Origin of the sequence: Streptomyces pyxinae, assembly GCF_024756275.1 — a bacterium.
Taxonomy (GTDB): Bacteria; Actinomycetota; Actinomycetes; order Streptomycetales; family Streptomycetaceae; genus Streptomyces; species Streptomyces pyxinae.
This window is the reverse complement of record NZ_JANUGQ010000001.1, coordinates 675,661-698,918: the sequence shown is the minus strand read 5'-3', so window position 1 is coordinate 698,918 and position 23,258 is coordinate 675,661. Positions and strand designations below refer to the sequence as shown.

16 protein-coding genes, 3 tRNA genes and 3 pseudogenes are annotated in these 23,258 nt (G+C 74.1%); 14 read left to right on the top strand and 8 right to left on the bottom strand.

The features are described 5' to 3' along the window. Positions 1-206 precede the first annotated feature (206 nt). The 5 genes from NX801_RS02940 to NX801_RS02920 all read left to right on the top strand — a co-directional run bounded on the left by NX801_RS02940 (position 207) and on the right by NX801_RS02920 (position 4,776). Positions 207-1,037 carry a hypothetical protein gene (locus NX801_RS02940; RefSeq protein ID WP_258785128.1) on the top strand — a complete coding sequence of 277 codons (831 nt, stop codon included), beginning with the start codon at positions 207-209 and terminating at the stop codon, positions 1,035-1,037. A 256-nt stretch (positions 1,038-1,293) separates the two neighbouring features. Next, complete coding sequence (locus tag NX801_RS02935; protein ID WP_428986043.1) at positions 1,294-2,082, top strand: GntR family transcriptional regulator; 789 nt, start codon at positions 1,294-1,296, stop codon at positions 2,080-2,082. Positions 2,083-2,508: 426 nt separating this feature from the next. Then, positions 2,509-3,288 (top strand): HAD-IIA family hydrolase, encoded by a 780-nt coding sequence (locus NX801_RS02930; protein ID WP_258785126.1) that lies wholly within the window; start codon positions 2,509-2,511, stop codon positions 3,286-3,288. A 175-nt stretch (positions 3,289-3,463) separates the two neighbouring features. Beyond that, a complete protein-coding gene (locus tag NX801_RS02925) occupies positions 3,464-4,066 on the top strand; it encodes a hypothetical protein (protein WP_258785125.1) in 603 nt (200 codons plus the stop codon). Then, positions 4,063-4,776 carry a class F sortase gene (locus NX801_RS02920; RefSeq protein WP_428986048.1) on the top strand — a complete coding sequence of 238 codons (714 nt, stop codon included), beginning with the start codon at positions 4,063-4,065 and terminating at the stop codon, positions 4,774-4,776. Before NX801_RS02925 ends, NX801_RS02920 begins: the two co-directional genes overlap by 4 nt. A 133-nt stretch (positions 4,777-4,909) precedes the next feature. On the opposite strand, the gene NX801_RS02915 is transcribed toward NX801_RS02920, so the two are convergent. Continuing rightward, positions 4,910-4,983: transfer RNA gene (locus NX801_RS02915), tRNA-Lys, on the bottom strand. Between the two features lie 210 nt (positions 4,984-5,193). On the opposite strand from NX801_RS02915, the gene NX801_RS02910 reads away from it, so the two are divergent. The 3 genes and pseudogenes from NX801_RS02910 to NX801_RS02900 all read left to right on the top strand — a co-directional run bounded on the left by NX801_RS02910 (position 5,194) and on the right by NX801_RS02900 (position 9,231). Then, positions 5,194-6,777, top strand: a complete 1,584-nt coding sequence (locus NX801_RS02910; protein WP_258785123.1) for a peptidoglycan-binding protein — start codon at positions 5,194-5,196, stop codon at positions 6,775-6,777. 257 nt (positions 6,778-7,034) lie between these two features. After that, positions 7,035-8,342: pseudogene (locus tag NX801_RS02905) on the top strand (SPFH domain-containing protein); the annotation flags it as partial. A 298-nt stretch (positions 8,343-8,640) separates the two neighbouring features. Further along, the gene (locus NX801_RS02900; protein WP_258785120.1) at positions 8,641-9,231 is read left to right on the top strand and encodes a lytic polysaccharide monooxygenase auxiliary activity family 9 protein; all 591 of its coding nucleotides are present in this window, start codon (positions 8,641-8,643) and stop codon (positions 9,229-9,231) included. A gap of 124 nt (positions 9,232-9,355) precedes the next feature. Here the strand turns inward: NX801_RS02900 and NX801_RS02895 are convergent. Both NX801_RS02895 and NX801_RS02890 read right to left on the bottom strand, forming a co-directional pair. Beyond that, positions 9,356-9,429: transfer RNA gene (locus NX801_RS02895), tRNA-Lys, on the bottom strand. Positions 9,430-9,535: 106 nt separating this feature from the next. After that, the gene (locus NX801_RS02890) at positions 9,536-10,294 is read right to left on the bottom strand and encodes an IclR family transcriptional regulator (protein WP_258785119.1); all 759 of its coding nucleotides are present in this window, start codon (positions 10,292-10,294) and stop codon (positions 9,536-9,538) included. A 352-nt stretch (positions 10,295-10,646) separates the two neighbouring features. On the opposite strand from NX801_RS02890, the gene NX801_RS02885 reads away from it, so the two are divergent. The 5 genes from NX801_RS02885 to NX801_RS02865 all read left to right on the top strand — a co-directional run bounded on the left by NX801_RS02885 (position 10,647) and on the right by NX801_RS02865 (position 16,678). Continuing rightward, the gene (locus tag NX801_RS02885; protein ID WP_258785118.1) at positions 10,647-11,354 is read left to right on the top strand and encodes an aspartate racemase/maleate isomerase family protein; all 708 of its coding nucleotides are present in this window, start codon (positions 10,647-10,649) and stop codon (positions 11,352-11,354) included. 704 nt (positions 11,355-12,058) lie between these two features. Beyond that, the gene (locus tag NX801_RS02880; protein WP_258785117.1) at positions 12,059-13,165 is read left to right on the top strand and encodes an LLM class flavin-dependent oxidoreductase; all 1,107 of its coding nucleotides are present in this window, start codon (positions 12,059-12,061) and stop codon (positions 13,163-13,165) included. 95 nt (positions 13,166-13,260) lie between these two features. After that, entirely contained in the window at positions 13,261-13,767 is a 507-nt protein-coding gene (locus NX801_RS02875; protein ID WP_258785115.1) for a hypothetical protein, read from the top strand. Beyond that, positions 13,767-16,031 (top strand): DUF6571 family protein, encoded by a 2,265-nt coding sequence (locus NX801_RS02870; RefSeq protein ID WP_258785114.1) that lies wholly within the window; start codon positions 13,767-13,769, stop codon positions 16,029-16,031. The genes NX801_RS02875 and NX801_RS02870 overlap by 1 nt, the downstream gene beginning before the upstream one ends. A 5-nt stretch (positions 16,032-16,036) precedes the next feature. Next, positions 16,037-16,678 carry a hypothetical protein gene (locus tag NX801_RS02865; protein WP_258785113.1) on the top strand — a complete coding sequence of 214 codons (642 nt, stop codon included), beginning with the start codon at positions 16,037-16,039 and terminating at the stop codon, positions 16,676-16,678. Positions 16,679-16,709: 31 nt separating this feature from the next. Here the strand turns inward: NX801_RS02865 and NX801_RS02860 are convergent, their stop codons facing one another. Continuing rightward, the gene (locus tag NX801_RS02860) at positions 16,710-18,539 is read right to left on the bottom strand and encodes a putative bifunctional diguanylate cyclase/phosphodiesterase (protein WP_258785112.1); all 1,830 of its coding nucleotides are present in this window, start codon (positions 18,537-18,539) and stop codon (positions 16,710-16,712) included. 595 nt (positions 18,540-19,134) lie between these two features. Between NX801_RS02860 and NX801_RS02855 the strand changes: the two genes are divergently transcribed. Beyond that, complete coding sequence (locus tag NX801_RS02855; RefSeq protein ID WP_258785111.1) at positions 19,135-20,409, top strand: M6 family metalloprotease domain-containing protein; 1,275 nt, start codon at positions 19,135-19,137, stop codon at positions 20,407-20,409. A 142-nt stretch (positions 20,410-20,551) separates the two neighbouring features. On the opposite strand, the gene NX801_RS02850 is transcribed toward NX801_RS02855, so the two are convergent. The 4 genes and pseudogenes from NX801_RS02850 to NX801_RS02835 form a co-directional block, all read right to left on the bottom strand. Further along, positions 20,552-20,625 (bottom strand) — tRNA-Lys (locus tag NX801_RS02850). Beyond that, a pseudogene (locus NX801_RS02845) lies at positions 20,616-21,339 on the bottom strand (hypothetical protein). The gene NX801_RS02850 and the pseudogene NX801_RS02845 overlap by 10 nt, the downstream one beginning before the upstream one ends. Before the next feature lie 174 nt (positions 21,340-21,513). Beyond that, complete coding sequence (locus tag NX801_RS02840) at positions 21,514-21,867, bottom strand: hypothetical protein (protein ID WP_258785110.1); 354 nt, start codon at positions 21,865-21,867, stop codon at positions 21,514-21,516. A gap of 643 nt (positions 21,868-22,510) precedes the next feature. After that, positions 22,511-23,203, bottom strand: a pseudogene (locus NX801_RS02835) (uridine kinase); the annotation flags it as partial. Positions 23,204-23,258: the final 55 nt, after the last annotated feature.

Genomic DNA, 23,258 nt, shown 5'->3' with positions numbered 1-23,258 from the left:
CATCGGACCCGTCCAGGGGGCCGCGCGTCCACCGGCCCCGTCCGCCGGGCTCACCCGCCTCGGGGGTGTTCATCAGACCGTCGGCTGATCGGGTGGACTTATGGGGCCGTACGAGGGAGAGCGCGGCCCGGCGTGCGATGGCGAGCGTCCGCCGGGGGAGGCTCTCGGCGCACGACTGTCCCCGCCTGCTCCGGCAAAGGTGCTCCATGCGTCTGCGTACCGCCCTCGCCACCGCGGCCACCGCCACCGCCGCCCTCCTCGCGCCCCTCGGCCCGGCCGGCGCCGCGCACGGAACCCCCGGAGACGCACCGCGCACCGGCCAGAACCGCCCGCCGGCCGTCGTGGCCGTGCCGGAGCGGGAGCCCGCCTGCGGCGATGTCGCCGCGACCACCTTCCCCATCGGCACCCGGATCACCGGCGGCCCCGACAGCTATCAGCCCGGCGGCGGCTTCCGCACCTGGCGCGTGGAGCTCACCAACACCACCGCCCAGCCCTGCCGCAACATCCACCCCGTGGTCGTGCTCACCGACCGGGACCGCTCCCTCCGCCCGGCCCAGATCCAGCTGGAGTTCCAGCCCCTGGCGGAGGGCTCCCGGCCGGAGGACTCCAGGACGGAGGGGGACAGGACGGAGGGGCCCGGGACGGAGAGCTCCCGCTCCCGGCCGGTCACCTTCGAGCAGACCGACCGCAATGAACTGGTCGGGGTCCTGGACGACGGGCTGCCCGGCTTCACGGTCCCCGCGCACGGCACGGTCACCGTCCCGGTGCGGCTCGCCTTCACCTCGGACGCCCGGCCGGACGAGGTCACCGCCGCCGCCGCGATCGTCCAGCGCCGGGGGCGGGACGGGGACTGGGTGGGGGAATCGGACGCGTACCGCTTCGTCCTCGCGGACGGCGACCCGGTCGACGAGACCGCCGGGGAACTGCCGCGAACCGGCCGCGATCTGGTGGCCATCGGGGTCGGCGCCGCCGCCGTCGTCCTGCTCGGCGCCGGCGCCCTGCTGCTCGCCGCCCGGCTGCGCGGCCGCAAGGACTGACCGCCGGCCGGCACGGACCCGCACAGACCGGCCCGGGCACAGACCGGCCCGGGCACAGACCGGCCCGGGCACAGACCGGCCCGGGCACAGACCGGCCCGGGCACAGACCGGCCCGGGCACAGACCGGCCCGGGCACAGACCGGCCCGGGCACAGACCGGCCCGGGCACAGACCGGCACCTGCCGCGCGGCTCGCTCAGGCGGGGCCCGGGGCATTCCCGGCCATCCGACATACCGCGTTCACCCGCCCGTACGGGTATGTCTGCCACCATCCGACACGTGGACGTTTCGATCGGTCAGCCGCCCGGCGCGCCCGTCCGTTCCGGCATCCCGGAGCACGGACGCGTCCCGAAGTACTACACGGTCAAGGCCAGGGTCGCCGCGCTCATCGAGGAACTGGGGGAGGGCAGCCCGCTGCCCGCCGAACGGGAACTGGCCGTCCGGTACGCGGTCTCCCGCGAGACCCTCCGGCAGGCCCTGCGGGAACTGCTGCTGGAGGGGCGGCTGCGGCGGAAGGGCCGGGGCACCGTGGTGGCCGGCCCCCGGCTGAAGCAGCCGCTCTCCCTGGCCGGCCACGCCGAGGGGCCCCGCAGGCCGGGCGCCCCGGCCGGCCGCGCCCTGGTCGCGCTGGAGCGGTTCCCGTGCCCGGAGGCGCTCGCCCCGGAGCTCGGCACCCGGGCCGGGGAGCCGGTCTGGCACCTGGAGCGGGTGCTGCTCGCGAGCGACGAGCGGGCCGGTCTCGAGAGCACCTATGTCGCCGTGGACCGGGCTCCGGAGCTGGACACCGACTTCGACCCGGGCGCGTCCCTCCACTCGTATCTGCGCGAACGGCGGGGTGTCGGCCTCGGGGAGGCGGAGGAGCGGATCGAGACGGTGCTGGCCACTCCGCGCGAGGCACTGCTCATCGGCACCTCGCCCGCGCTGCCGATGCTGCTGCTCCACCGGCTCTCCCGGGACAGCCACGGCCGTCCGCTGGAACGGTCGCGCACCCTCTACCGGGGCGACCGCTTCAGCTTCACCACCCGCCTCGCCGGACTCGCGGGCTGACCGGGCCGCAACGGGCCGGGCGCGGTCGGTAGATCGGCAGGGTCGGAATCCGGCCGTCCTGACTCAGGGCCTGTCGTTCGGATCTTGCTGGGCTCCCGACGCTCCCCCAGCTTCGCCGGGAGGTGCCCCCAGGGCACCGCACTCCCCCAGACTTCGTCCGGGGGAGTTGTCGTCGGTCGCCGCTGCTCCGCAGGGACCCTCCCCCAGCCTTCGGCCGGGAGGTGCCCCCATCCTCCGCCTTGCGATGCCTCCCCTCGGCCCTGGGGGCCTGGGGATGCCCCATGGCACCAGCCGCCGCTCACTCATCCAGCCTGATCCAAACGAAAGACCCTAGGCTGGGGGCCGTCGCCACAGCGCTGTCGCGGCGCCCCCTGTACGCGCGTACGCACCGGTACGCACGACCTGTACGGCAGGAGTATCCGCCCCATGGCAGAGCGCAAGCCGATCGAATCCTGGCTCACCGACATGGACGGCGTCCTCATTCACGAGGGCGTGCCCATCCCCGGCGCCGACGCCTTTCTCAAGCGGCTGCGCGACCGCGAGCGGCCGTTCCTGGTGCTCACCAACAATTCCATCTACACCGCCCGCGACCTGCACGCCCGGCTCTCCTGGATGGGGCTCGACGTGCCGGCCGGGAACATCTGGACCTCCGCCCTCGCCACCGCGCAGTTCCTGGACGACCAGCGGCCCGGCGGCACCGCCTATGTGATCGGGGAGGCGGGGCTGACGACGGCGCTGCACGACATCGGGTACGTCCTCACCGACCAGAACCCGGACTACGTGGTGCTCGGTGAGACCCGGACCTACAGCTTCGAGGCGCTCACCAGGGCGATCCGGCTGATCAACGAGGGGGCCAGGTTCATCTGCACCAACCCGGACAACACCGGCCCGTCCACCGAGGGACCGCTCCCCGCCACCGGCTCGGTGGCCGCGCTGATCACCAAGGCCACCGGCCGGGACCCGTACTTCGCGGGCAAGCCCAACCCGCTGATGATGCGCACCGGGCTCAACGCCATCGGCGCCCACTCCGAGACCAGCGCCATGATCGGTGACCGGATGGACACCGATGTGCTCGCCGGTCTGGAGGCCGGCATGGAGACCTTCCTGGTGCTGACCGGCTCCACCACCCCGGCGGACGTCGAGCGCTACCCGTTCCGGCCCTCCACGGTGGTGGACTCCATCGCGGATCTGGTCGAGCGCGTCTGAGCGGAGCCGTACGGCTCCGAGGAGCGGGCAGGGCCGTTCGGGGGAGCGCCGGCGGCTCGGATGCGGCGGGTCGGCGCAGGTCAGCGCCGTGCCGGGCGGCACTGCGGCGAATGGCCGTCCACAGCGGATGCGAAAAGCGGCAATCGGGGTGAATCTTCCTCATGGGAGGTTCACGATGCGTTCAGGACTGCTTGCTTTCCGTGCCGCCGGTGCGGCCGCCGTACTGGTGCTCGGGCCGGCCGCCGGAGCGGTGTACGCCGGTGAGGACGAGGGCCACGCCAAGGTCCGGGCCACCGTCTATCCGGCCGTCGCCGCGCCCGGCGGGGACGTGGACGTCCAGGTCCACGGCTGCAAGGGCAAGCACGGGGTGGCCACGTCCAAGGCGTTCGTGGCCGACGCCAAGCTGTCGTCCGGCCGGGAGGGCAAGGATCGGCCGCTGTACGGCGACACCACGGTCGCCTCCGGCCTGGCCGCCGGCACCTATCCGGTGAGCGTGCACTGCGACGGCCGCACCCACCACGAGGCGGGCACCGTCCAGGTCGCCGCCAAGCCGTCGGGCGCCCCGACCGTGCCCGGCGTGCCGGCCGTGCCGGTCCCGTCCGCCGTCCCCACCGCTCCCGTCAAGGCGGGTGGTGGCGGCACCGCGGCCACCCTCGCCGCCGACGAGCGGGGCCCCGGCACCCCGCACACGGTGATCGGACTGGTTCTCGCCGGGGTGGCCGCCGTCGCCGTGGCCTATCGCTCCGCCCGCAGTCGGCGCCGTTCGGACACGGACTGACCGTGGCCTCCGGTACCGGTGCCGGTGCGGCCGCCGCCGACGGCGAAGCGCCCGGCCGCGGCCGGCTGATCACCGGGGTGGCCTGGGCCGCCCTGTTGCTGGCGCTCTGGCTCTGGGGCAAGGGTGGGGGAGCGGGCCCGGCCGGCCTCTCCGATCCCGCCACCGGGGATGTGGCCGCCGTCGGCCGTCCGCTCGGTGCCCGGCTGCCGCCGCCCCTCGCACCCGTCGAGGGGGCCGTCCCCGAGCGGGTGGCGATCCCGTCGATCGGCGTCGGCGCACCGGTCGTCCCCCGGGGGCTCGACCAGGACGGTGCCGTCGACCCGCCGCCGTACGAGCGGCCCGGCACGGTCGGCTGGTACGGCTCCGGCACCCGGCCCGGCGCGGCGGGCGCCGCGCTCCTCGTGGGCCATGTCGACACCACCACCGAGCCCGCCGTCTTCTACGGGCTCAGCTCCGTGCGTCCCGGCGCCCGGGTGGAGGTCGGCGGCGCGGACGGCTCGGTGCGCGAGTTCACCGTGGACGATGTGCGGGTCTTCGCCCGGGACGAGTTCGAGCCCGAGAAGGTCTACGGCCCCCGGGCCGCCGGCCGGGCCGAGCTGCGCCTGATCACCTGCGGCGGCACCTTCGACCGGGCGGCCGGCCACTACACGGCGAACGTGGTGGTCTCCGCCTATCTGACCGGCACCCGCCCGGCCCCGTCCGGCCGCTGACCCCCGAAGCGGCAGCGCGGTGCGACGGCGACAGCGGCACGACGGCGATGGCGCGATGGCGTGGCGGCACGGTGGCGACAACGGTATACGAGCGAGGCCCCTCACCTGCTGGTGAGGGGCCTCGCTCGTGTCGTGCGCCGCCAGGGACTCGAACCCCGGACCCGCTGATTAAGAGTCAGCTGCTCTAACCAACTGAGCTAGCGGCGCCTGCTGACAAGGAAAACCTTACAGGGTCTCCGGGGGTGCTCCCGACCGCCCGGGTCGCCACCCGGGCGGTCGATCCCTCCGCCCCTCGGCCTGTCGGATGGTCGTTTTTTACTTTTCAGCCGTCAAGATGCCTTTTATTCGCTCTCTTGGCGCGTTCTCGCCCCTGCGGGCCTCCCAGCGCGACCCTGACACATGTGGAGGGGATCACAGATGACCGGTCCGGTTTTCGAGGAGTACGAGCCCGCCGCCGACTGCTCCTGTGCGGGCTGCGCCCGGCAGCGGCGTGAGCTGGCCCTCGGCAGGCCCGCGCGGGCGGGCGGCCACCCGGCGGCCCGCGGGGCCCGGCGGGTGCTCGTCCTGATGACGGCGGCGGGGGTGGTGCTCGGCGCCGGCGGAGGCGGCGGGGGCGCCGCCCGGGCCGCCACCCGTCCGGCCGACCCGCCGCCCCCGGCGGCCGACCCGTACCACGAAATGCCCGCCCAGCAGGGGGACGGCGCAGGGAGCGGTACGGATGACAACATCGGCCATCTGTCACCCGCGCCCGCGACCACCCCCGCACCCGCCCCCGCATGGGCCGACCCGTACGACCCGCCGGGCGCGGACGACGGGACCGACGGCGACGACCCGCCCGGCGCGGACGACGACGGCTCCACCCCGCAGGGCGGCACCGGCCCGCTGCACGGCCGGCCGGGGTCCGGGCCGGTGCCCGGGCACGGCTCCGCCCCGTCCCACGCGCTGCGGAAACTGACCCGGGCCGAGATCATCGAGCGGGCCAAGACCTGGCTGGCCGCGAAGGTGCCGTACTCGATGACCTCGTACTGGACCGACGGCTACCGCCAGGACTGCTCCGGCTATGTCTCGATGGCGTGGGCGCTCCCCGGCAACGAGTGGACCGGCTCCCTCGACCGCTTCGGCACCCGGATCGAACGCGCGGCGCTCGAACCCGGCGACATCCTGCTCTTCCACAACCCGGCCGACCCGACCACGGGCTCCCATGTGACGATCTTCGGCGGCTGGGTCGACGCCACCCATGCCCAGTACTACGCGTACGAGCAGGTCAAGCCGCACACCCGGTACCAGGCCACGCCCATGGCGTACTGGAGCAACTCCGACCGCTATGTGGCCTACCGCTACCAGGGCCTGAGCGCCGGTGCCGCCGGGGCGCCCGCGACCGGTGCCACCGCCGGCTCCGCCGACGCCTACCCGGGCGCGGCCGCCTTCGGCCCGGGTGCCAACAACGCCCATGTCGCCAGGCTCGGCCGGATGCTGGTGCAGCGCGGCGGGGCGCGGTTCTACGCCTCCGGGCCCGGACCGCTGTGGAGCGAGGCGGACCGCCTGGCGACCCAGGCGTTCCAGCGGGCCCAGGGCTGGACCGGGGCGGAGGCGGACGGGCTGCCGGGCCCGGACACCTGGCGGCTGCTGGTCACCGGCACGGGCCGGGACATCCAGGGCGTGACGGGGGCCGCGACCGGGAGCACGACGGGGATCGTGGCCAACGGCGTGACCGGGGCGGTGGCCGGGGGCGCCACCGGCCACCCGGGCCCGCAGGCGTCGGCGCCCCCCTACCCGGGGCGCGGCTACTTCCGGCCCGGCCAGGTGAACGAGCACGTCGAGCGGTTGGGCCGGCGGCTGGTGGAACGCGGGTTCGGCGCCCATTACCCGAACGGTCCCGGCCGGGCCTGGACCGAGGCCGACCGGCGCGGTGTCGAGGCGTTCCAGCGGGCCCAGGGCTGGCGGGGCGGCGCGGCCGACGGCTACCCGGGGCCGGAGACCTGGCGGCGGCTGTTCCGGTGACCGGCCGGCCGGGAGGACCCGGACGGGACCAGGAGGAGCGGGGCGGGAGCCGGGGAGCGATGAGACGCGTGGACGGGAGACGGAAGGCGGGGGACGCGGGGAGCGATCTGGCGCGTGGGCGGGGGACGGAGGACGGGGAGCGGGGAGCGATGAGACGCGTGGACGGGGGACGAGAGGCGGGGAGCGATGAGGCGCGTGGACGGGAGAGGGAGACGGCGGCGATGGACGACACGGTGACCCCGAGCGGTGCGGCCTCCCCGGCGGATCCCCCACCTCCCGGCGGCCCCGCCCCCGCCGCCCCGGCCGGTGACCGGCCGGCCCCCCGGCCCGCCCCCGGCACCACCGCCTCCGCCGAGCCGGTGACGGCTCCCGGCGACGCCGGTACGGGACCCGGTACCGACGGCGAGGGCGGCCGGGCGGCCGGTCGGCGGGTCCCGGTGATCGGCAACGAGACGACCGGCCCCATCCCGGTCCATCTGCTCTTCCGGGACGACGACCAGCACCCCGCCGCAGGGGCCGTACCGGGTACCCGGCCGTGGGAGGCGGCGCGGCCCCGGGAGAGCGGCCGGGGGCGGGTGGCGGTGCCGCGCCGTGCGGTGCCGAGGGCGGCCCGGCCGACGGTGGCCGCTCCGGCCCCGGTACGCCCCGGGCCCGCGCCCGACCCGGCCCTCGTCGAGCGGCCCGGTACCGCGCTGCCCGGCTCGGCCGGGGTGGCCGCCGGGGTGCTCGGGCTCGCCGGCTGCGCGGCCGTGCTGTGGTGGACGGGCGTGGTGCCCGAGGAGGTCACCGTCATGCTGGGCCTGTCCTCACCGCCGTACCACGGCATCCCGCTCGCCCGCTGGGTGCTGCTGACCACCGGGGTGCTGGTGATGCTGATCGCCTTCGGCGGCCTGGGGCGCGGCCGGGTCGGGCACGCCTGGGTGCTCACCCTCTTCGGGGACTACCGGGGCACCGTGCGCCGGACCGGTCTGATGTGGGTGAGCCCGCTGCTGCTGCGCCGCCGGGTCGACGTACGGCTCCGGCACTGGCGCAGCGAGCCGCTGCCCGCCGTCGACGCCCGGGGGACCGCGCTCCGGGTGGTGGCCCTGGTGGTGTGGCGGCTCCGGGACACCGTCCGGGCGGTGCTGGGGGTGGCGGACCACGAGCGGTACCTGCGGGAACAGGTGGAGGCGGCACTCGCCCGGGTGCTCTCCCAGTTGCCCGCCGACGCCTTCCGGGAGGACACCCCGACGCTCCGGGACGCCGAGGCGGTGGGGGCGGCGCTCACCCGGATGCTCGCGGCGGAGTGCGCCCCGGTCGGGATCGACGTCTTCTCGGCGCAGCCCACCCGGATCGAGTACGCCCCCGAGCTGGCGGCCGCGATGCGCCGGCGCCGGATCGCCGCGATCGAGGCGGAGCACCGGGACACCGTCCTCACCTCCGTGGTGGACGCCGTGGACGGCATGGTCCACCGGCTGACCACGCGTGGTCTGGTCGAGCTGGACGACTACGACCGCAAGACGCTGGTCAAGGATCTGACGGTCGCCCTCTGCGCGGGTCGCGCCGGTCCGGTGGAAGGCCCGTGATTGGTATGGACATGTTCAACCGGCATCCATACATTGGGACTTGGTCTAGACCGGAGCTCGGTGGTCCCCGCCGTGGTTCCCGCAGTCCCCGCATATGCGCAGCCGTCCCCGAACCCCACCCGCGACAGCCCCGCCCCAGTCCCGCACTCGTGCCCCCGTCCCCGTACCGGCCCGTCGTCGCCGATCCCCACAACGTCCCCCCGGCGGCACGGGCCACCCCTCTCGCGGGCACCCGCCTTCCCCATTTCCCCACCACCCCCACCTCCCCACCACCCCCACGTTTCCCAGGAGCGACAGCATGCGAAAGAAGATAGGCGCGACCCTGGTGGCCCTCGGAGTCGCCGGGGCCACCCTCTTCGCCACCGGCAGCGCCAGCAGCCACGGCTACACCGATCTGCCCATCAGCCGCCAGAAGCTCTGTGCCAACGGCACGGTGACGGGCTGCGGCAACATCCAGTGGGAGCCCCAGTCGGTCGAGGGGCTCAAGGGCTTCCCCGCCGCCGGGCCCGCCGACGGCAAGATCTGCTCGGGCGGCCACAGCGAGTTCGCCCAGCTCGACGACCCCCGCAACGGCGGCTGGCCGGCCACCCGGGTGACCGGCGGCCAGAGCTACACCTTCCGGTGGCAGTTCACCGCCCGGCACGCCACCAGCGACTTCCGGTACTACATCACCAAGAACGGCTGGAACCCCAGCCAGCCGCTGACCCGGGCCGCGCTGGACCCGCAGCCCTTCCTGACCATCCCCTACGGCGGGAAGCAGCCACCGGCGACCCTCTCCCACCAGGGCACGATCCCCGCCGGGAAGTCCGGCAAGCACCTGATCCTCGCCGTCTGGACGGTCGCGGACACGGCCAACGCCTTCTACGCCTGCTCCGACGTGCAGTTCTGAGACCGGCCCCCGGGCCCTCGCGCCCCCGGGGCGGTGAGCCGCCGCCCCGGCGCGTGTGCCGGTTCCGCCGGCCGGTGCGCGCACGAAGAAGCCCCCCGCTTGCGCGAGGGGCTTCTTCCGTCGGTGCGCCGCCAGGGACTCGAACCCCGGACCCGCTGATTAAGAGTCAGCTGCTCTAACCAACTGAGCTAGCGGCGCCTGCTGACAGAGTTAATAATACCTGGTGCCCGGGGGTGCTCCTGACCACCCGCCGCCCCGGCGCGAGACCGGCACAATCACGGGGCGTCCGGTGCGGCGGCCGGGCTCACAGGGCGAGCGAGAGCACGACCGGGGCGGCCCCGCGGTTCAGGGTGTCGGCGGCCGACCGGAGCCGGTGGGCGTGCTCGATCGGCATCGACAGCGCCAGGCAGCCGACCGCCGAGCCGGCGGTGAGCGGCACCGCCGCGCAGACCGTACCCACCGCGTACTCCTGGAGGTCCAGCACCGGGACGGTCGGCGGCTGGCTGTCCAGCTTGGAGAAGAGCACCCGCTCGCTGGTGATCGTCCGCGAGGTGAGCCGGGCGATCTTGTGGCGGGAGATGTGGTCGCGGCGCCCGTTCAGATCGAGCTGGGTCAGCAGGCACTTGCCGACCGCGCTGGCGTGGGCCGCCGAGCGGAAGTCGACCCACTCATTGACCTTCGGCGCCTGCGGTCCGTCGGCCATCTGGGTGATCTTCACCTCGCCGTCGATGTACCGGCTGATGTAGACCGCCGCACCCACCGAGTCACGCAGCTCGGTGAGGGTCTCCTGGAGCTTGCTCTGGAGCGCCTCCCGGCGGGTGACGCCCGAGCCCAGCAGGATCAGCGAATCCCCGACCGTGTAGGCGCCGTCGGCGATCTGCTCGACATATCCCTCGCGGCGCAGCATCAGCAGCATGGAGCGCAGATGGGCGGTCGGCAGCCCGGTCTCGCGCGCGATCTGCGTGTCGTCCACTCCGCCCGCGTGACGCGAGATCGTTTCAAGCACGCGCAAGGCGTACTGCACCGAGTGGAACGGCGCGGTCGGCTCGGGCTTCAGCGCCACGGTTCCCCCCTACCAGATCGTGACCGGAGGCTTCCGTACCACGATAGCCGCCAAGGGTCGTTTCCGGATGGCTTGTTGGCAAGAATGATGCGCTCCCCGGGCGCTCGGTGGGCCGTCGCGCGCCGGTACGCGGCTCCGGCATATGCCGTACGGGCTTTTCCGGGGTTCCCGTCCCCCGGGCCCCCGGGGCCCTCGCCGCCGCCCGGCTGTCCGGATCCCGAGGGGGCCACCCGGGGTGCCGGAGGCCCGCCGGAGGACTAGGGGCGGTTCCGAGGGGGCAGCCGTCACGGTGACCGAACACCTCAGACGCCCCGGACACTCCAGGGACAATCCGAGGACAGGAGGAGCGCAGATGACGACCGTCGGACTGCTCTACCCCGGGCACTCCGCAGCCGAGGACGACTATCCGCGCATGGAGACGCTGCTCAACGGCGTCAATGTGCCGATCGTCCACACCCGGCCCGGCCAGGACGTCCTCGCCGCGGAGGGCGGACTCGCGGCCGGCACCGAGGAGCTGCGGCTGTCCGGTGCCGAGGCGGTCGTCTGGGCCGACACCGACGGCTCGGCCACGCACGGCTGGGAGGGCGGCCAGGAGCGGATCCGCGCCCTCGCGCTGGCGGCCGGGCTCCCCGCGTCCAGCACCGCCTTCGGCTTCGTCCACGCGGTACGGGAGCTGGGCGCGGGCCGGGTCGCGGTGGCATCCGGCCAGTCGCCGGAGGAGCTGGTGCGGTTCACCCGCTTCCTGGCGGAGGCCGGCGTACGGGTGCTCGAACCGGCCGGGACGACCGGCACCGTCGGCGCCGTGGTCCCGCCCCCGGAGGCCGAGGAGCCCCGGGACGTGGTGGAGCTGGTCCGCGCGTCCGACCACCCGGAGGCCGAGGTGGTCCTGGTCCCGGACACCGCGCTGTCCACGGTCGCCCTCCTCCCGGAGCTGGAGGCCGCGATCGGCAAGCCGGTGCTCACCGCCAACCAGGTGACCCTCTGGGAGGGTCTGCGACTGGCCGAACGCCGGGGCGCCTGGTCCACCGAGCTGGGCGCCCTCTTCGCCCGCAAGGAGTAGCAGCCGAACGGGTGTCCGAGACCCGTCGGCGGGGATCCCCCCGGGAGCCCCGTGGAACGACCACGGACGCTCCCCGGGGCCCCCGTAAACGGCCGCCGGCGGGCCCCCGGGCCCCTGGCTTCCGGGCCCCTGGCCCCCGGGGAGCCCTCCGGAGGCCAGCCGCCGGGCGCGGCCATCGGGCAAGCCCCGGGATTCCCGGCCGGGCTACCCCGGGCGCCACCACCGGTCAGCCCCCGGGCGCGGCCACCGGTCAGCCCCCGGGGCCCCGCCGGACGGCCCCGGGCACCACCCCTGGTCAACCCCCGGGCGAGGCCACCGGTCAACCCCCCGGGCGAGGCCGTCGGACCAGCCCCGGGGGCACCCGCCGGACAGCCGGAGGCGCCACCACCGCACAGCCTCGGGCACCATCACCGGTCAGCCTCCGGGCGCGGCCACCGGCCAACCCCCGGGCACCCGCCGGACAGCCGGAGGCGCCACCACCGCACAGGCCCCGGGGGCCACCACCGAACGCCCACCCCTCCGGCGCGATCATCGGCGCGATCATCGCGCCGCGCAGCCTCCGGGCGCGCCCACAGTCTCCGAGGCAGGAGTCTCCGAGGCGGGGGTCTCCGAGATACAGCCTCCGGGAATAACCGGAGACGCCCTCCTGTTACCCCTGCGTACCGCACGAGTCCGCAGTTTCCGCGCAGGAGGATCGACCACCGGTGAGCGACGACGCGATTCGGGCCACGGCGAGCGGAAACGCGCCCGTGCCCCTCTCCGTACTGGACCTGGTCACCGTCGGCCGGGGCGGCACCGCCCGAGCGGCGCTCGACACGAGCGTGGCGCTCGCGCGGCTGGCCGAGCGGCGCGGCTACCACCGGCACTGGGTGGCCGAGCACCACTCGATGCCCGGGGTCGCCTCCTCCTCGCCGGCCGTGATCCTGGCCCACCTCGCCGCCCACACCCGGCGCATCCGGCTCGGGTCCGGCGGGGTGATGCTGCCCAATCACGCCCCGCTGGTGATCGCCGAGCAGTTCGGCACCCTGGAGGCGCTCGCCCCCGGCCGGGTCGACCTCGGTCTCGGCCGGGCGCCCGGCACCGACGGGGCGACCGCCGCCGCGCTGCGCCGGACCGACCGGCTCTCCGAGGGCGCCGACGAGTTCCCGCGCCAACTGGCCGAGCTGGTCCGGTTCCTGGACGACGACTTCCCGGACGGCCACCCGTACGCCCGGATCCACGCCGTGCCCGGCCCGGTGCAGGGCCCGCCCGGCCGGCCGTCCGTCTGGCTGCTCGGCTCCTCCGGCTTCAGCGCCCGGCTCGCGGGCTCGCTCGGGCTGCCGTTCGCCTTCGCCCACCACTTCTCGGCCCGCAACACCATTCCGGCGCTCGACCTCTACCGCTCGTCCTTCCGCCCCTCGGCCGTCCTGGCCGAGCCGTACGCCCTGATCGGGGTCGCCGCCCTCGCCGCCGACGACGCCCGGGAGGCCCGCCGCCAGGTCCTGACCGGAGCCCTCGCCATGCTCCGGCTGCGCACCGGCCGCGCCGGTCTCATTCCGACCCCGGAGGAGGCGGAGTCGTACGGATACGCCCCGGCCGAGCGCGAGTTCATCGACGGCTGGCTGGCCGACATCGTGCACGGCACCCCGGACGAGGTGCGCTCCGGTCTGGACGACCTCCAGAAGCGCACCGGCGCCGACGAGCTGATGCTCACCGCCAATGTGCACAGCGGCGAGGCCCGGCTGCGCAGCCACACCCTGATCGCGGACGCCTACGGCCTCCCGGGCACCGATCCGGACACCGGCACGGGCGCCCCCGCCCCGGTCCGGTAGCGCCGCGGCGCTCCGAATACCCCCGCTCCCCGCAACCGTTCGATCACCCGTCTCCCCTCGTAGCAGAATGACCGCCGAAGAGGGGAGAGCGCACCATGGCGTGGGACGAGTGGGAACAGCTCAAGTCGGCCGCCGGCGAACGGCAGTCGACGCGAATGCGGCTGAACCGGGTGCCCGACGAGACCGGCGACGGCAAGAGCCTGGCCACCAACCCCCAGGGCGACCTCAAGGTCTCCAACCAGCATCTCTCCCGGATCGGTGACCAGGCCTTCGAGCTCTGCAACCGGTTGTGGCGGGAGGGCCGGGTGGCCGAGCGCACCACCGACTCGGCCGGCACCGACCTGGCCGCCCAGGGCTTCGAGCTGGGCGGCGCGCTGACCCAGGTCTCCCTCAGCTGGTCGTCCTCGCTCGCGGACCTCATGGACGCCTGCGCGCAGATCTCCAACCACATGGACTACACCAAGAACGCGCACGCCGGCGACGAGGTCTTCATCGAACGGCAGATGAGCGGTATCGCCGCGCTGGACGCCGGGTTTGACGAGCGGGCCGGCGCGCCCGGCGGGCACAACACGGTGTACGACGCCAAGAAGGCGGCCGAGTAATGGACTTCGACACGCTCCTGCACGCCAAGTTCACCGCGCTCGACGCCGCGTCGACCGACTGGGACACCCTGGTCAAGAACCTCGAACGGCTGGAGAAGGCCGCCGACGACGGGCTGCGGGCGACGGCCGACAAGGCCGACTGGCAGGGAGTGAACTCGGCCGTCGGCCGGAAGTTCATCGGGAAGACGGTCGGTGAGTTCACCGACGCCCACACCCAGGCCACCTCCATCCGGAACATCGTCCGCGACACCCTCGGAGAGCTGAAAGGCTTCAAGGGCCAGCTCGACGACGCCCTCTCACGCGCCCGGGACCGCCACATCTCCGTGCTGCCGTCGGGCGCCGGTTTCCTGGTCCGGGCCGCCGAGGGCGCGGCCGGCGAGGACGTCGAGCAGAGCGAGGTCGACGGCGTCCGCGAGGAGGTGCAGCGCATCCTCGACCAGGCCGCCGAGAGCGACAGCACCGCGGCGAAGGTGCTGCGGGCCCTGGTGGAGCAGGCCGACAAGGGCTTCGGGGACGCGTCCTACCGGGACCGGGACCAGGCGGCCGACGCCATGGCGAAGGCCGGACAGCTCGCCGCCCTGGCCAGGAAGAACCCGGGCGACCTGACGGAGGCGGAGTTCGACACCCTCCTCCAGGGTCTGACCACCTACCACGACGACGATCTCTTCGCGGTCACCTTCGCCCACGACCTCGGTGCCCAGGGGGTCCTGGACTTCTGGGCGAAGGTGAACGACCCGAACAGCCGGGACTTCCCCGCCGACGGCAAGCGCGTCGACCACTACGAGGAGCTCCAGAAGAACCTGGGCCTGACCCTCGCCAACGCCACCCAGAGCGCCGGCCCGGACATGTCCCGGTGGAAACTGGACATGCTCCAGGCCGTCGAGAAGCCCGTGGGCGGCTCGGGCGGGTTGTCCGGCTATGTCGCGATGAGCAACCTCATGCGCTGGGGCGACTACGAGGACGACTTCCTCACCCGCTACGGCAACGGAATGGCGGCCAGGGAGCAGGAGGGCGTCCGCAACGGACTGCGCCCCGAGCAGATCTGGGGCTACCGCGGCGGCGGCATGTGGCCCCATCTGAACACCACCGGCACGGACTCCGGCTTCGACCCGATGACCGGCTACATGAAGGCGCTCTCCAACAGCCCGGACGCCGCCACCGCGTTCTTCAACTCCGAGTTCGTCGGAGAGGACGACGACGGCAAGGAGAAGAAGGGCACCAACTTCCAGTACCTCTTCGAGGACCGGGAGTGGGTGGCGGACCAGGACTCCGACGGCGAGGAGAGCATCTCGGGCAAGAACTACCTCGCCGCCGCGCTGGAGGCGGCGACCACCGGCCACCCGGCGGGCGAGCTGCCGACCCGCGAGACCCTCGCGCACTCGGCGGAGCAGGCCAAGCTGTACGAGGCCGTCGTCCACTCCGTCTCCCGCGAGCCCTCCCGGCTGACCGACCACGGCTACATGTCCGACAGCCTCGGCCAGATGTCCGCCGAGTACATGGCGGACATCCACCGGTCGTTCCGGGCGGGCTCGGCCGATGAGAGCGGGCTCTTCCCGGTGGCCGGCGCCGTCGCCCGCTTCAGCGAGGAGGACATCACCCGTTTCCTGTACACCGTGGGGCAGAACCCCGAGGGTTACGCGGCCCTCACCATCGGCCAGCACGCCTATACGGCAGCCACCATGGAGTACCAGTTCGCGCACCCCGACGCGTTCATCCGCGACCCGAAGTTCTCGCCCACGGAAAACCTGGAGGTCGGCATCAAGCACACCGCGACGGTCGCCGGTGAGATCCAGGGGACTCTTGGCGCCGGCCGCGCCTACGCCGCCGAGCTGGACGCGGGCAACAAGGACGCCAAGTTCAACGACGCCATCACCAAGGCCGGCGAGTGGGGTCAGAGCATCGTGGGGATGGGCATCGGCGCCGCCACCGCGACGGCCACCGGTCCGGGAGGCGCGATCGCCGGCACCGTCGCGGAGACGGTGGCGGGCGAGGTCATCGGCAGCCTCACCGAGGGCCTGATGCGCGACAACACGGAGAAGGTCATCTACCGCAACGGCGAAGAGATCAACGGCACTCGCGAGTCGACCTACACACTGGTCGAAGACGCTGCTCGCCGGGCGGGCGAGAAGTCCGGATCCCCGTCGCCGCACATCGTGGACCAGGTCGCCGCCGGCGCCGAGGCCGGTTTCAACAACGCCAAGACCAACGTCTCCGATTTCATGCGGGGCGAAGGCGTTCCCTCGGAGCTGGAGAAGGACAAGTAGGCGCCATGACGTCAGTGTCAGTGAAGAAGCGCATCGCCCTCGCTGTTGCCGCGGCCGCGGTGCTCATCGCCGGGTGGGGTGTGGTGAGTTACGCGACCGGTGCCCCGCCCTTCGGCGGGCGCGGGACGATCGGGGCCAAGGACGTCTGCGAGTCGCTCGGCGACCCCGAGGAGGCGGCCGGTCTCCTTAACCGACTGCTGCCGGACTCCTCCGAGTACTCCTTCAGCGACCATCTCACCGCCTCACCCCGTACCGGCCATGACACCAACTTCGACACCTCGTGCTTCATTAACGGGGACGACGGCCGGCTGATGAGTGTGCGCACCGAGCTGAGGGCCGGGGAGACACTCGACCAGTGGCAGACGGAGGTCCGGGAGAACTACGACGAGCCGGAGCGGAACGTGAAGGCGTTCGACGCCGGTCGGCGGGCCTTCAGCGGCAGAAGACTCGCGGCGATCAACTCCGCGTGCGTGCCCGAGGATGAAATCCCGTTCGGGCCCTATCGGTTGAGCACCACGGTGGCGCTGCAGTACACGGTGCCGGACGACCGGGTCGCGGATCTGCGGCGCCTCGCTGAGCTCGCCGCCGAGAAGGCGCACGGCGACGCCCGCTGCGCTGTGGCGGCGGAGGGCGGCTCCGCCCGCTGACCCCGCCGGTCCGCGCGCCGGTGGGCCTGCCTCACCCCCCGCTCAGCAGCTCCGTGATGCGTTCCGGGGCCACCGCGCGGGAGTAGAGCCAGCCCTGCCCGGTGTCGCAGCCGATCCGGCGCAGGCGGGCGGCCTGGCCGGAGGTCTCGACGCACTCGGCGGTGACGGTGAGGCCCAGGCGGTGGGCGAGCTGGACGAGGGCCTCCACGATCACCTCGTCGGCCGGGTTGGGATGGTCGCCGTCCTCGTAGCGGAAGCCGCGCACGAAGGAGCCGTCCAGTTTGAGGACGGAGACCGGGAGGCGGCTCAGGTAGGCGAGGTTCGAGTAACCGGTGCCGAAGTCGTCGATGGCGATCCGCACGCCCATGTCGCTGAGGGCCTGGAGGGCCTGGAGCGGCCGGCCGGCCGAGCCCATCACGGCCGACTCGGTCAGTTCCAGTTGCAGCAGCCGGGGCGGCAGCCCGGTCTCGGTGAGGATCGCGTCCACGTCCGCGACGAGATCGGAGTCCCACACCTGCCGCACGGCGACATTGACGCTGACGAAGAGCGGCCGGCCGCCGGGGTGGTCGCGCTGCCACGCGCGGGCCTGGCGGCAGGCGGTGCGCAGCACCCAGCGGCCCAACTGGACGATGGAGCCGTCCTCTTCAGCGATCCCGATGAACCGATTCGGCGGCAGCGGACCGAACTGCGGGTGGTTCCAGCGGACCAGCGCCTCGACGCCGTGCACCGCGCCGTCCGCCATGCCCACCAGCGGCTGGTACTCCAGGACGAATTCGCCCCGCTCGACGGCCGGACGGAGGCTGGAGGCCAGCGCCTGGCGGGTCATCCGGTGGGCGTTGCGCTCCGGGTCGAAGAGCGTCCAGCGGGCCTTGCCGTCGGCCTTCGCCCAGTACAGCGTGGTGTCGGCGGCCTGCATCAGCCCGGTCGCGGTGGTGCCGGCCGCCGCCCGCTCCACCACGCCGATGGAGGCGGAGACCGAGAGCCGCTGCCCGGCCAGGTCGAACGGCCGCTGCACGGCGGCGAGTACGGTCCGGGCGAGGGCCGCCAGCTGGTCGGTGCCGGCGGAGTCCTCCACCAGGATGGCGAACTCGTCGCCGCCGAGCCGGGCCACCAGGTGCCCGCCGCCCTCTTCGGCGCCGGCCTCGGCGCACTCGGTCAGCCGGGCGGCCACGGCGCTCAGCAGGGTGTCACCGACCCGGTGTCCGAGGGTGTCGTTGACGGCCTTGAAGCCGTCGAGGTCCAGGTAGCAGAGCCCGATCCGCCCTGATCCGCCATGGTCGTAGGACAGGTTGTCCAGCGCGGCGGTCAACCGCTCGAAGAACAGCGCCCGGTTGGGGAGGTGGGTCAGCGGGTCGTGCATCTGGAGGTGGCGCAACCGCGCCTGGAGTTCATGCCGTTCGGTGATGTCAGCGACCGAGAGCAGGACCCGGGGGCTCTCCGGCACGGGCGCCACGGTGACCTCGGCCCAGACCGCCCGGCCGTCGGTGTGCTTGAGCCGCCGGGTGCAGCGGAAGCGGGAACGCCGCCCGAGCAGCACCTCCCGGTACGCGTGCGAGGCCCGGCCGTCGGCGTCCAGCTCCATCAGGTCGGCGGCCGGGCGGTCGCGGAGGGCGGCGGCGTCGGTGCCGAGCAGTGCGGCGAGCGCGTCATTGGCGGTGACCACCAGCCCGTCGGGGTTGACGACGGCCATGGCGAGCTGGGCGACGTTGAAGGCGGCCCGGTAGTCGTGCGCCTCGGCGGAGAAGGGGGAGTAGGCGGAGGGGGGAGCGGTGGGGGCGGGGGCGGTACCGGGAGCGGTACCGGTGGTGCTCCGGGTGGGGGCGGCGGGCGGGCCACCCATGGCGGCGGGCGGGCCACCCATGGGGGCGGCGGACGGCCCGCCCATCGGGCCCATGGCGGTGTCGCCCGCCCCCGGTGACGGCGGCGGTTGCGGGGGCGGGCCACCGGGGGGAGGTGGCGCGGTGCCGTCGGCGGGCGGGAGGTCGCCGACGGCCCGGGCGTCGGCCGGGGAGAGGCGAACCATCCCCGTGGCGTGACGCTGGGTGATCGCTGTGTGGTCGGTGCCGGGCGGTGCGCCGGCTTTGGTTCCCGGTCCTTCGAAGGTTCCGCTCACTGCTGGCTCCGTTGCAGGGCAGTTGTGACGTACAGATCTGGCCGGGATGGTCAGCCCAGGAAGTAGGCCGATCATAGAGGCAGTCGCCTTGACCGTTCCAGCGCCGCCGCCATTCGGGACGGTTCCCCGGTGGGCGCGGGGGGCCGTCCCGATCGTGGCCGATCGTTTCTGCGCAGGTCTGGCGGGGTGCGGTGCACCGCTGATCATTAGTGACTGTACGTGAGGAGAGTGACAGCCGCGAAGGGGTCCGGCCTTCACTCGTGTGGGGCACTGGAACAGGGCGAAAGGCGACAAAACGTCACAGGGTGGTGGGACGCCCCGCATCCCGCACCCGGAGGTCGACGTGGAGGGTTCCCAGCCACCCGAAGGAGGGCGACTGCCGGGCCTGCGCTCCACGGCGGCCGGCCTCTTCGCGCTGGCCGCGATCGCCGCCACGGGCCTCGCGACCGGCCCCGCCGCCGGGGTGCCGACCCGGGAACCCTGCGCCCTGCCCCGTACCGGCGCCCACCACTCCCTCGGGCTCGACAGCTGGGACGGCGCCTACCCGCGGCCCACCCGCGCGCTGGACGCGGTGATGGTCTTCCTCTCCTTCCCGGACTCCGCGCCGCGCCTGCCCACCGCCGACCTGGCCGCCGACCACTTCCCGGCCACCAGCCAGTACTTCGCGCGCGCCTCCTACGGCCGCTTCTCGCTGCGGCCCCATGTACGGCCCGGGTGGGTGCGGATGCCGCGCCCCTCCACCGCGTACGCCATACGGCGCGACTGGGAGCCGGACCGGCGCATCACCTATCTGCGTGACGCGGTCGCCGCCGCCGATCCGGTGGTCGACTTCTCCCGGTACGACATCGTCTACCTGGTCGCGGACCCGGACGCGCCCGGCGTGGACTCGGACGCCACCAAGGTCGTCAACCTGGAACGGCCGCTGCGCGCCGACGGCACGCGGATCAACCGGGTGGTCACGCTCTTCGAGCGCCACCCGCCGGACCGCAATGTGCTCGCCCACGAGACCGGGCACGTCTTCGACCTGCCGGACCTCTACCACCGGCCCGCCGACGGCAAGGGCGACTGGGACACCTATGTGGGTGACTGGGACGTCATGGGCAGCCAGTTCGCGCTGGCGCCCGAACTCTTCGGCTGGCACAAGTGGAAGCTGGGCTGGCTCGACCGCCGCCAGATCCGCTGCGTACGGGCGTCCGAGGGCGGCTTCGTCACCCTGGAGCCGCTCTCCGCCGCGCCGCGGCCGGGCGCGTCGGCCGGGACCCGGCTGGCGGTGGTCAGGACCGGCCCCCGCACGGCGCTCGCCATCGAGGCGCGCGGAGCCACCGGCAACGACCGGACCACCTGTACGGAGGGGGTGCTGATCTACCGGGTACGCGCCGAGGCCGCCTCGGGCGGCGGCCCGGTCGAGGTGGTCGACGCCCACCCGGGCACCGCCGCCTGCCAGGGCCGCTCGGTCTACCCACCGCTGGCGGACGCGCCCCTGGGGGTGGGGGAGACCTTCACGGTGCGGGGCGAGGGCGTCCGGGTGGCGGTCGCGGACCGGACCGCCGCCGGGGGCTGGACGGTACGGATCTCCCCGGAGCCCGCGCCCGGGGCCGATCCGGGGGACGGCGCCTGAGCCGGTCACGGCACCCCGGGCCGCCCCACCCCGGGCCCCGCATCCCGCCTCGCGCGGCCCCGCCTCCGGGGGACCGCCCCGCCCCGGGCTCGGCGGAGAAACGAAGAAGCCCCCCGCTTGCGCGAGGGGCTTCTTCCGTCGGTGCGCCGCCAGGGACTCGAACCCCGGACCCGCTGATTAAGAGTCAGCTGCTCTAACCAACTGAGCTAGCGGCGCCTGCTGACGTCGTAGACCTTAGCATCCTGGTCGGCGGGAGAAAAATCCGATACCCGTACCCGTGGCACCGGTGAGCGTACGGGCCGCCCGCACACACGCCCACAGCAGTACCTCGGGCCCCGGCAGCCACGGGTGGCGGGTGTCCGGGGCGACCACCCAGCGCGGGGCGCCCGGGGCGCCGGGCAGCAGCGGGGGCACCGTCACCGCGTCACCAATGCCGTGGCAGAGCGGCGGCGGGACGGCCTCGCCCCACTCCTCCCAGTGGAGCAGCGCGGGCAGCCGCTGGGCGGTGCCGGCGGCGGCGAAGAGCAGCATGCGGCCCCGGTGGACGGCGACCGGCCCGGATCCTGGCCCCTCGGACCAGAGCCGGTCGAGCACCCGGCGACCGAAGACCGACTCCAGGTTGACCACGTCGAAGGCCATGCCGCAGGGCAGCGCGGCGGGCGCGGCGGGGCGGGCGTCCCAGAGGGCGAGCGTGGCGCGCGGGCGCGGGGCGGCCGAGACCAGCCAGTCGGCCCCGGCGGCGGTGACCTGGGCGGTACGACGGCTGTCCTCCTCGGCCAGCAGGGCCAGGGCGCCGGTCCGCTGCTCACGGGCCCCGCCGCCCCCGCCGTCCCCGCTGTCCCCGAGGGTGCCGGGACGGTCGTCCGGCTCGGCGTAGGCGTGCGCGTGAGCGGTGTCCAGCGGGGTGTCGTCTCGCAGCCAGGTACTCATGACAACCAGGTGTACCGGCTGTGACGTTTCGGCTGCTTCTGGTTACCGAAAACCGGGACACGGCGCGTCGCGCGGGGGTATCTTGCGCCCCGCATATGCCGATCGATTACCCGATCATCTGTTCGCGAGGTATCTGTTCAGGAGGCGGAGCCCGGTCGAGCGCCGGAGGGCGGCTCAGTCGTCCCCGTCGCGCCCGCCGTCGCGGAGCAGGTCCCGGCCGAACTCGACCATCTTCTTGGCGTAGTCCTCGGTCCACTCGGCGCGCTCCCCGATCTCGGCGTCGGTGAGCCGGTCGAACCGGCGCGGGTCGGCCAGCTGGGCCGCCGCGATGGCCTGGAACTCCACCGCCCGGTCGGTCGCCGCGCGGAACGCCAGCGTCAGCTCGGTGGACCGGGTGAGCAGTTCACGGGGGTCCTCGATGGACTCCAGGTCGAAGAAGTGCTCGGGGTCGCCGGCGGCCTCCGCGGGCTCGAAGAGCAGGGGCGCCGGCCTGAGCCGCCGCTGCTCGTTCCGCTCGGTTTCCGCCATGTGCCCGTCTCCTTCGTACGTCCGCGCTCGGCTGCGTCCGGCTGGGCCGTCCGTGCCCGACCCTGCTTCGCGGGCCACCCCCCATTCTCCCGCGCCCCGCAAGGGGGCCGCCCGCCAGTGGTGGCAGGACTCGTACACCCGTACGGAACCGTACGGAACCGGTGGCTCGGGGCGGCCCGGAGCAGGGCCGTGCGGGGGAGGCACGGGCCGTGTCGGCCACGTATCGGCCCCGTAGCGCGTACGGCGGTGACCGCTAGGCCGGCTCGGCCGCCGCCGCCGCGCCGGCCACCTCGGGGGCCGCGTCCGCGACCACCCCCGGGTCCGCCTCCGCCGAACGCGGCCGGGGCACGGAAGGACCGGCGGGCGCGGGTGAGAGACCGGCCACGGAAGGACCGGCGGGCGCGGACGACAGACCGGCCACGGAAGGGCCGGCAGGGGCGGGCGTCAGACCGGCCACGGAAGGGCCGGCGGGCGCGGGTGACAGACCGGGCACGGAAAGACCACCGGACCGGACACCGCCGGACGGCACATCGGCGGACGGGACACCGTCGGACGGCACGCCGCCGGACGAGGCACCGGCGGACGTGCCGCTCGTTCCCGGGGCACCCGCCCCCGGCGCACCCGCCTCCGGCACGCCGCCCGGGGCGGCCGGCGGGCGGTGCCGGCCGGCCGCGGCGGCGGCCAGCCGGCCCAGTGCCTCGGCCTTCTGGCACGGATGGGCGCCCAGCGCGGTCTGCCGGGCCACGATCGACCGCTCGGTGCGCATCAGGCGCCACCCGCGTCGCAGCAGCACCGGCACCGACTTGCGGCCCTCGCGCAGGTCCCGCACCAGCCGGCGGCGGAAGGTGGTGGCGGGCCGGCCGCGCAGACAGAGCGCGTCGGCCAGGAGGCCCAGCTCCTGGCACCGGGCCACGATGTCGGCGGCGAAGATGCCCTCGGCGACGAAGAGCGGGGTGCGGGCGATGTCGAACGCGTCCCGGCCGGTCCGGCTGCTGGTGGCGATGTCGTACACCGGCACCGCAGTCCGCCCCGTGGCGCACAGCTCCGCGATGGCGGCCACCGCCGCGTCCGCGTCCCAGGAGAGCGGCGAGTCCCAGTCGACGTCGGTGCTGCCCGGCACGAGCGGCAGCGTGGGGTCGCCGGCCTCCTTGTAGAAGTCGTCCAGTCGCAGGACGGGCAGGCCGGTACGGGCCGCGAGCGAGGACTTGCCGGAGCCGGAGGGACCCGTGAGCAGGACGACACGGGTCGGAAGGGGATGCGCACTCACGGGACACCAGTGTGAGGCATTGCCCCGGTCGGGGGACCCCTCGGGGCACTCGTTGGTATCGAGCGTCACATGTCAAATACGCTGCGTCCCGGACTCGTCACCTCGCGGCCCCCTCTCGGCGGGG

What these genes read in the sequence shown, in the direction of transcription:
- NX801_RS02940 (WP_258785128.1), top strand. Translation starts at nt 207, where the DNA reads ATGCGTCTGCGTACCGCCCTCGCCACCGCGGCCACCGCCACCGCCGCC.
- NX801_RS02935 (WP_428986043.1), top strand. Translation starts at nt 1,294, where the DNA reads ATGTCTGCCACCATCCGACACGTGGACGTTTCGATCGGTCAGCCGCCC.
- NX801_RS02930 (WP_258785126.1), top strand. Translation starts at nt 2,509, where the DNA reads ATGGCAGAGCGCAAGCCGATCGAATCCTGGCTCACCGACATGGACGGC.
- NX801_RS02925 (WP_258785125.1), top strand. Translation starts at nt 3,464, where the DNA reads ATGCGTTCAGGACTGCTTGCTTTCCGTGCCGCCGGTGCGGCCGCCGTA.
- NX801_RS02910 (WP_258785123.1), top strand. Translation starts at nt 5,194, where the DNA reads ATGACCGGTCCGGTTTTCGAGGAGTACGAGCCCGCCGCCGACTGCTCC.
- NX801_RS02900 (WP_258785120.1), top strand. Translation starts at nt 8,641, where the DNA reads ATGCGAAAGAAGATAGGCGCGACCCTGGTGGCCCTCGGAGTCGCCGGG.
- NX801_RS02885 (WP_258785118.1), top strand. Translation starts at nt 10,647, where the DNA reads ATGACGACCGTCGGACTGCTCTACCCCGGGCACTCCGCAGCCGAGGAC.
- NX801_RS02875 (WP_258785115.1), top strand. Translation starts at nt 13,261, where the DNA reads ATGGCGTGGGACGAGTGGGAACAGCTCAAGTCGGCCGCCGGCGAACGG.
- NX801_RS02870 (WP_258785114.1), top strand. Translation starts at nt 13,767, where the DNA reads ATGGACTTCGACACGCTCCTGCACGCCAAGTTCACCGCGCTCGACGCC.
- NX801_RS02865 (WP_258785113.1), top strand. Translation starts at nt 16,037, where the DNA reads ATGACGTCAGTGTCAGTGAAGAAGCGCATCGCCCTCGCTGTTGCCGCG.
- NX801_RS02860 (WP_258785112.1), bottom strand. Translation starts at nt 18,539, where the DNA reads ATGGGTGGCCCGCCCGCCGCCATGGGTGGCCCGCCCGCCGCCCCCACC.
- NX801_RS02840 (WP_258785110.1), bottom strand. Translation starts at nt 21,867, where the DNA reads ATGGCGGAAACCGAGCGGAACGAGCAGCGGCGGCTCAGGCCGGCGCCC.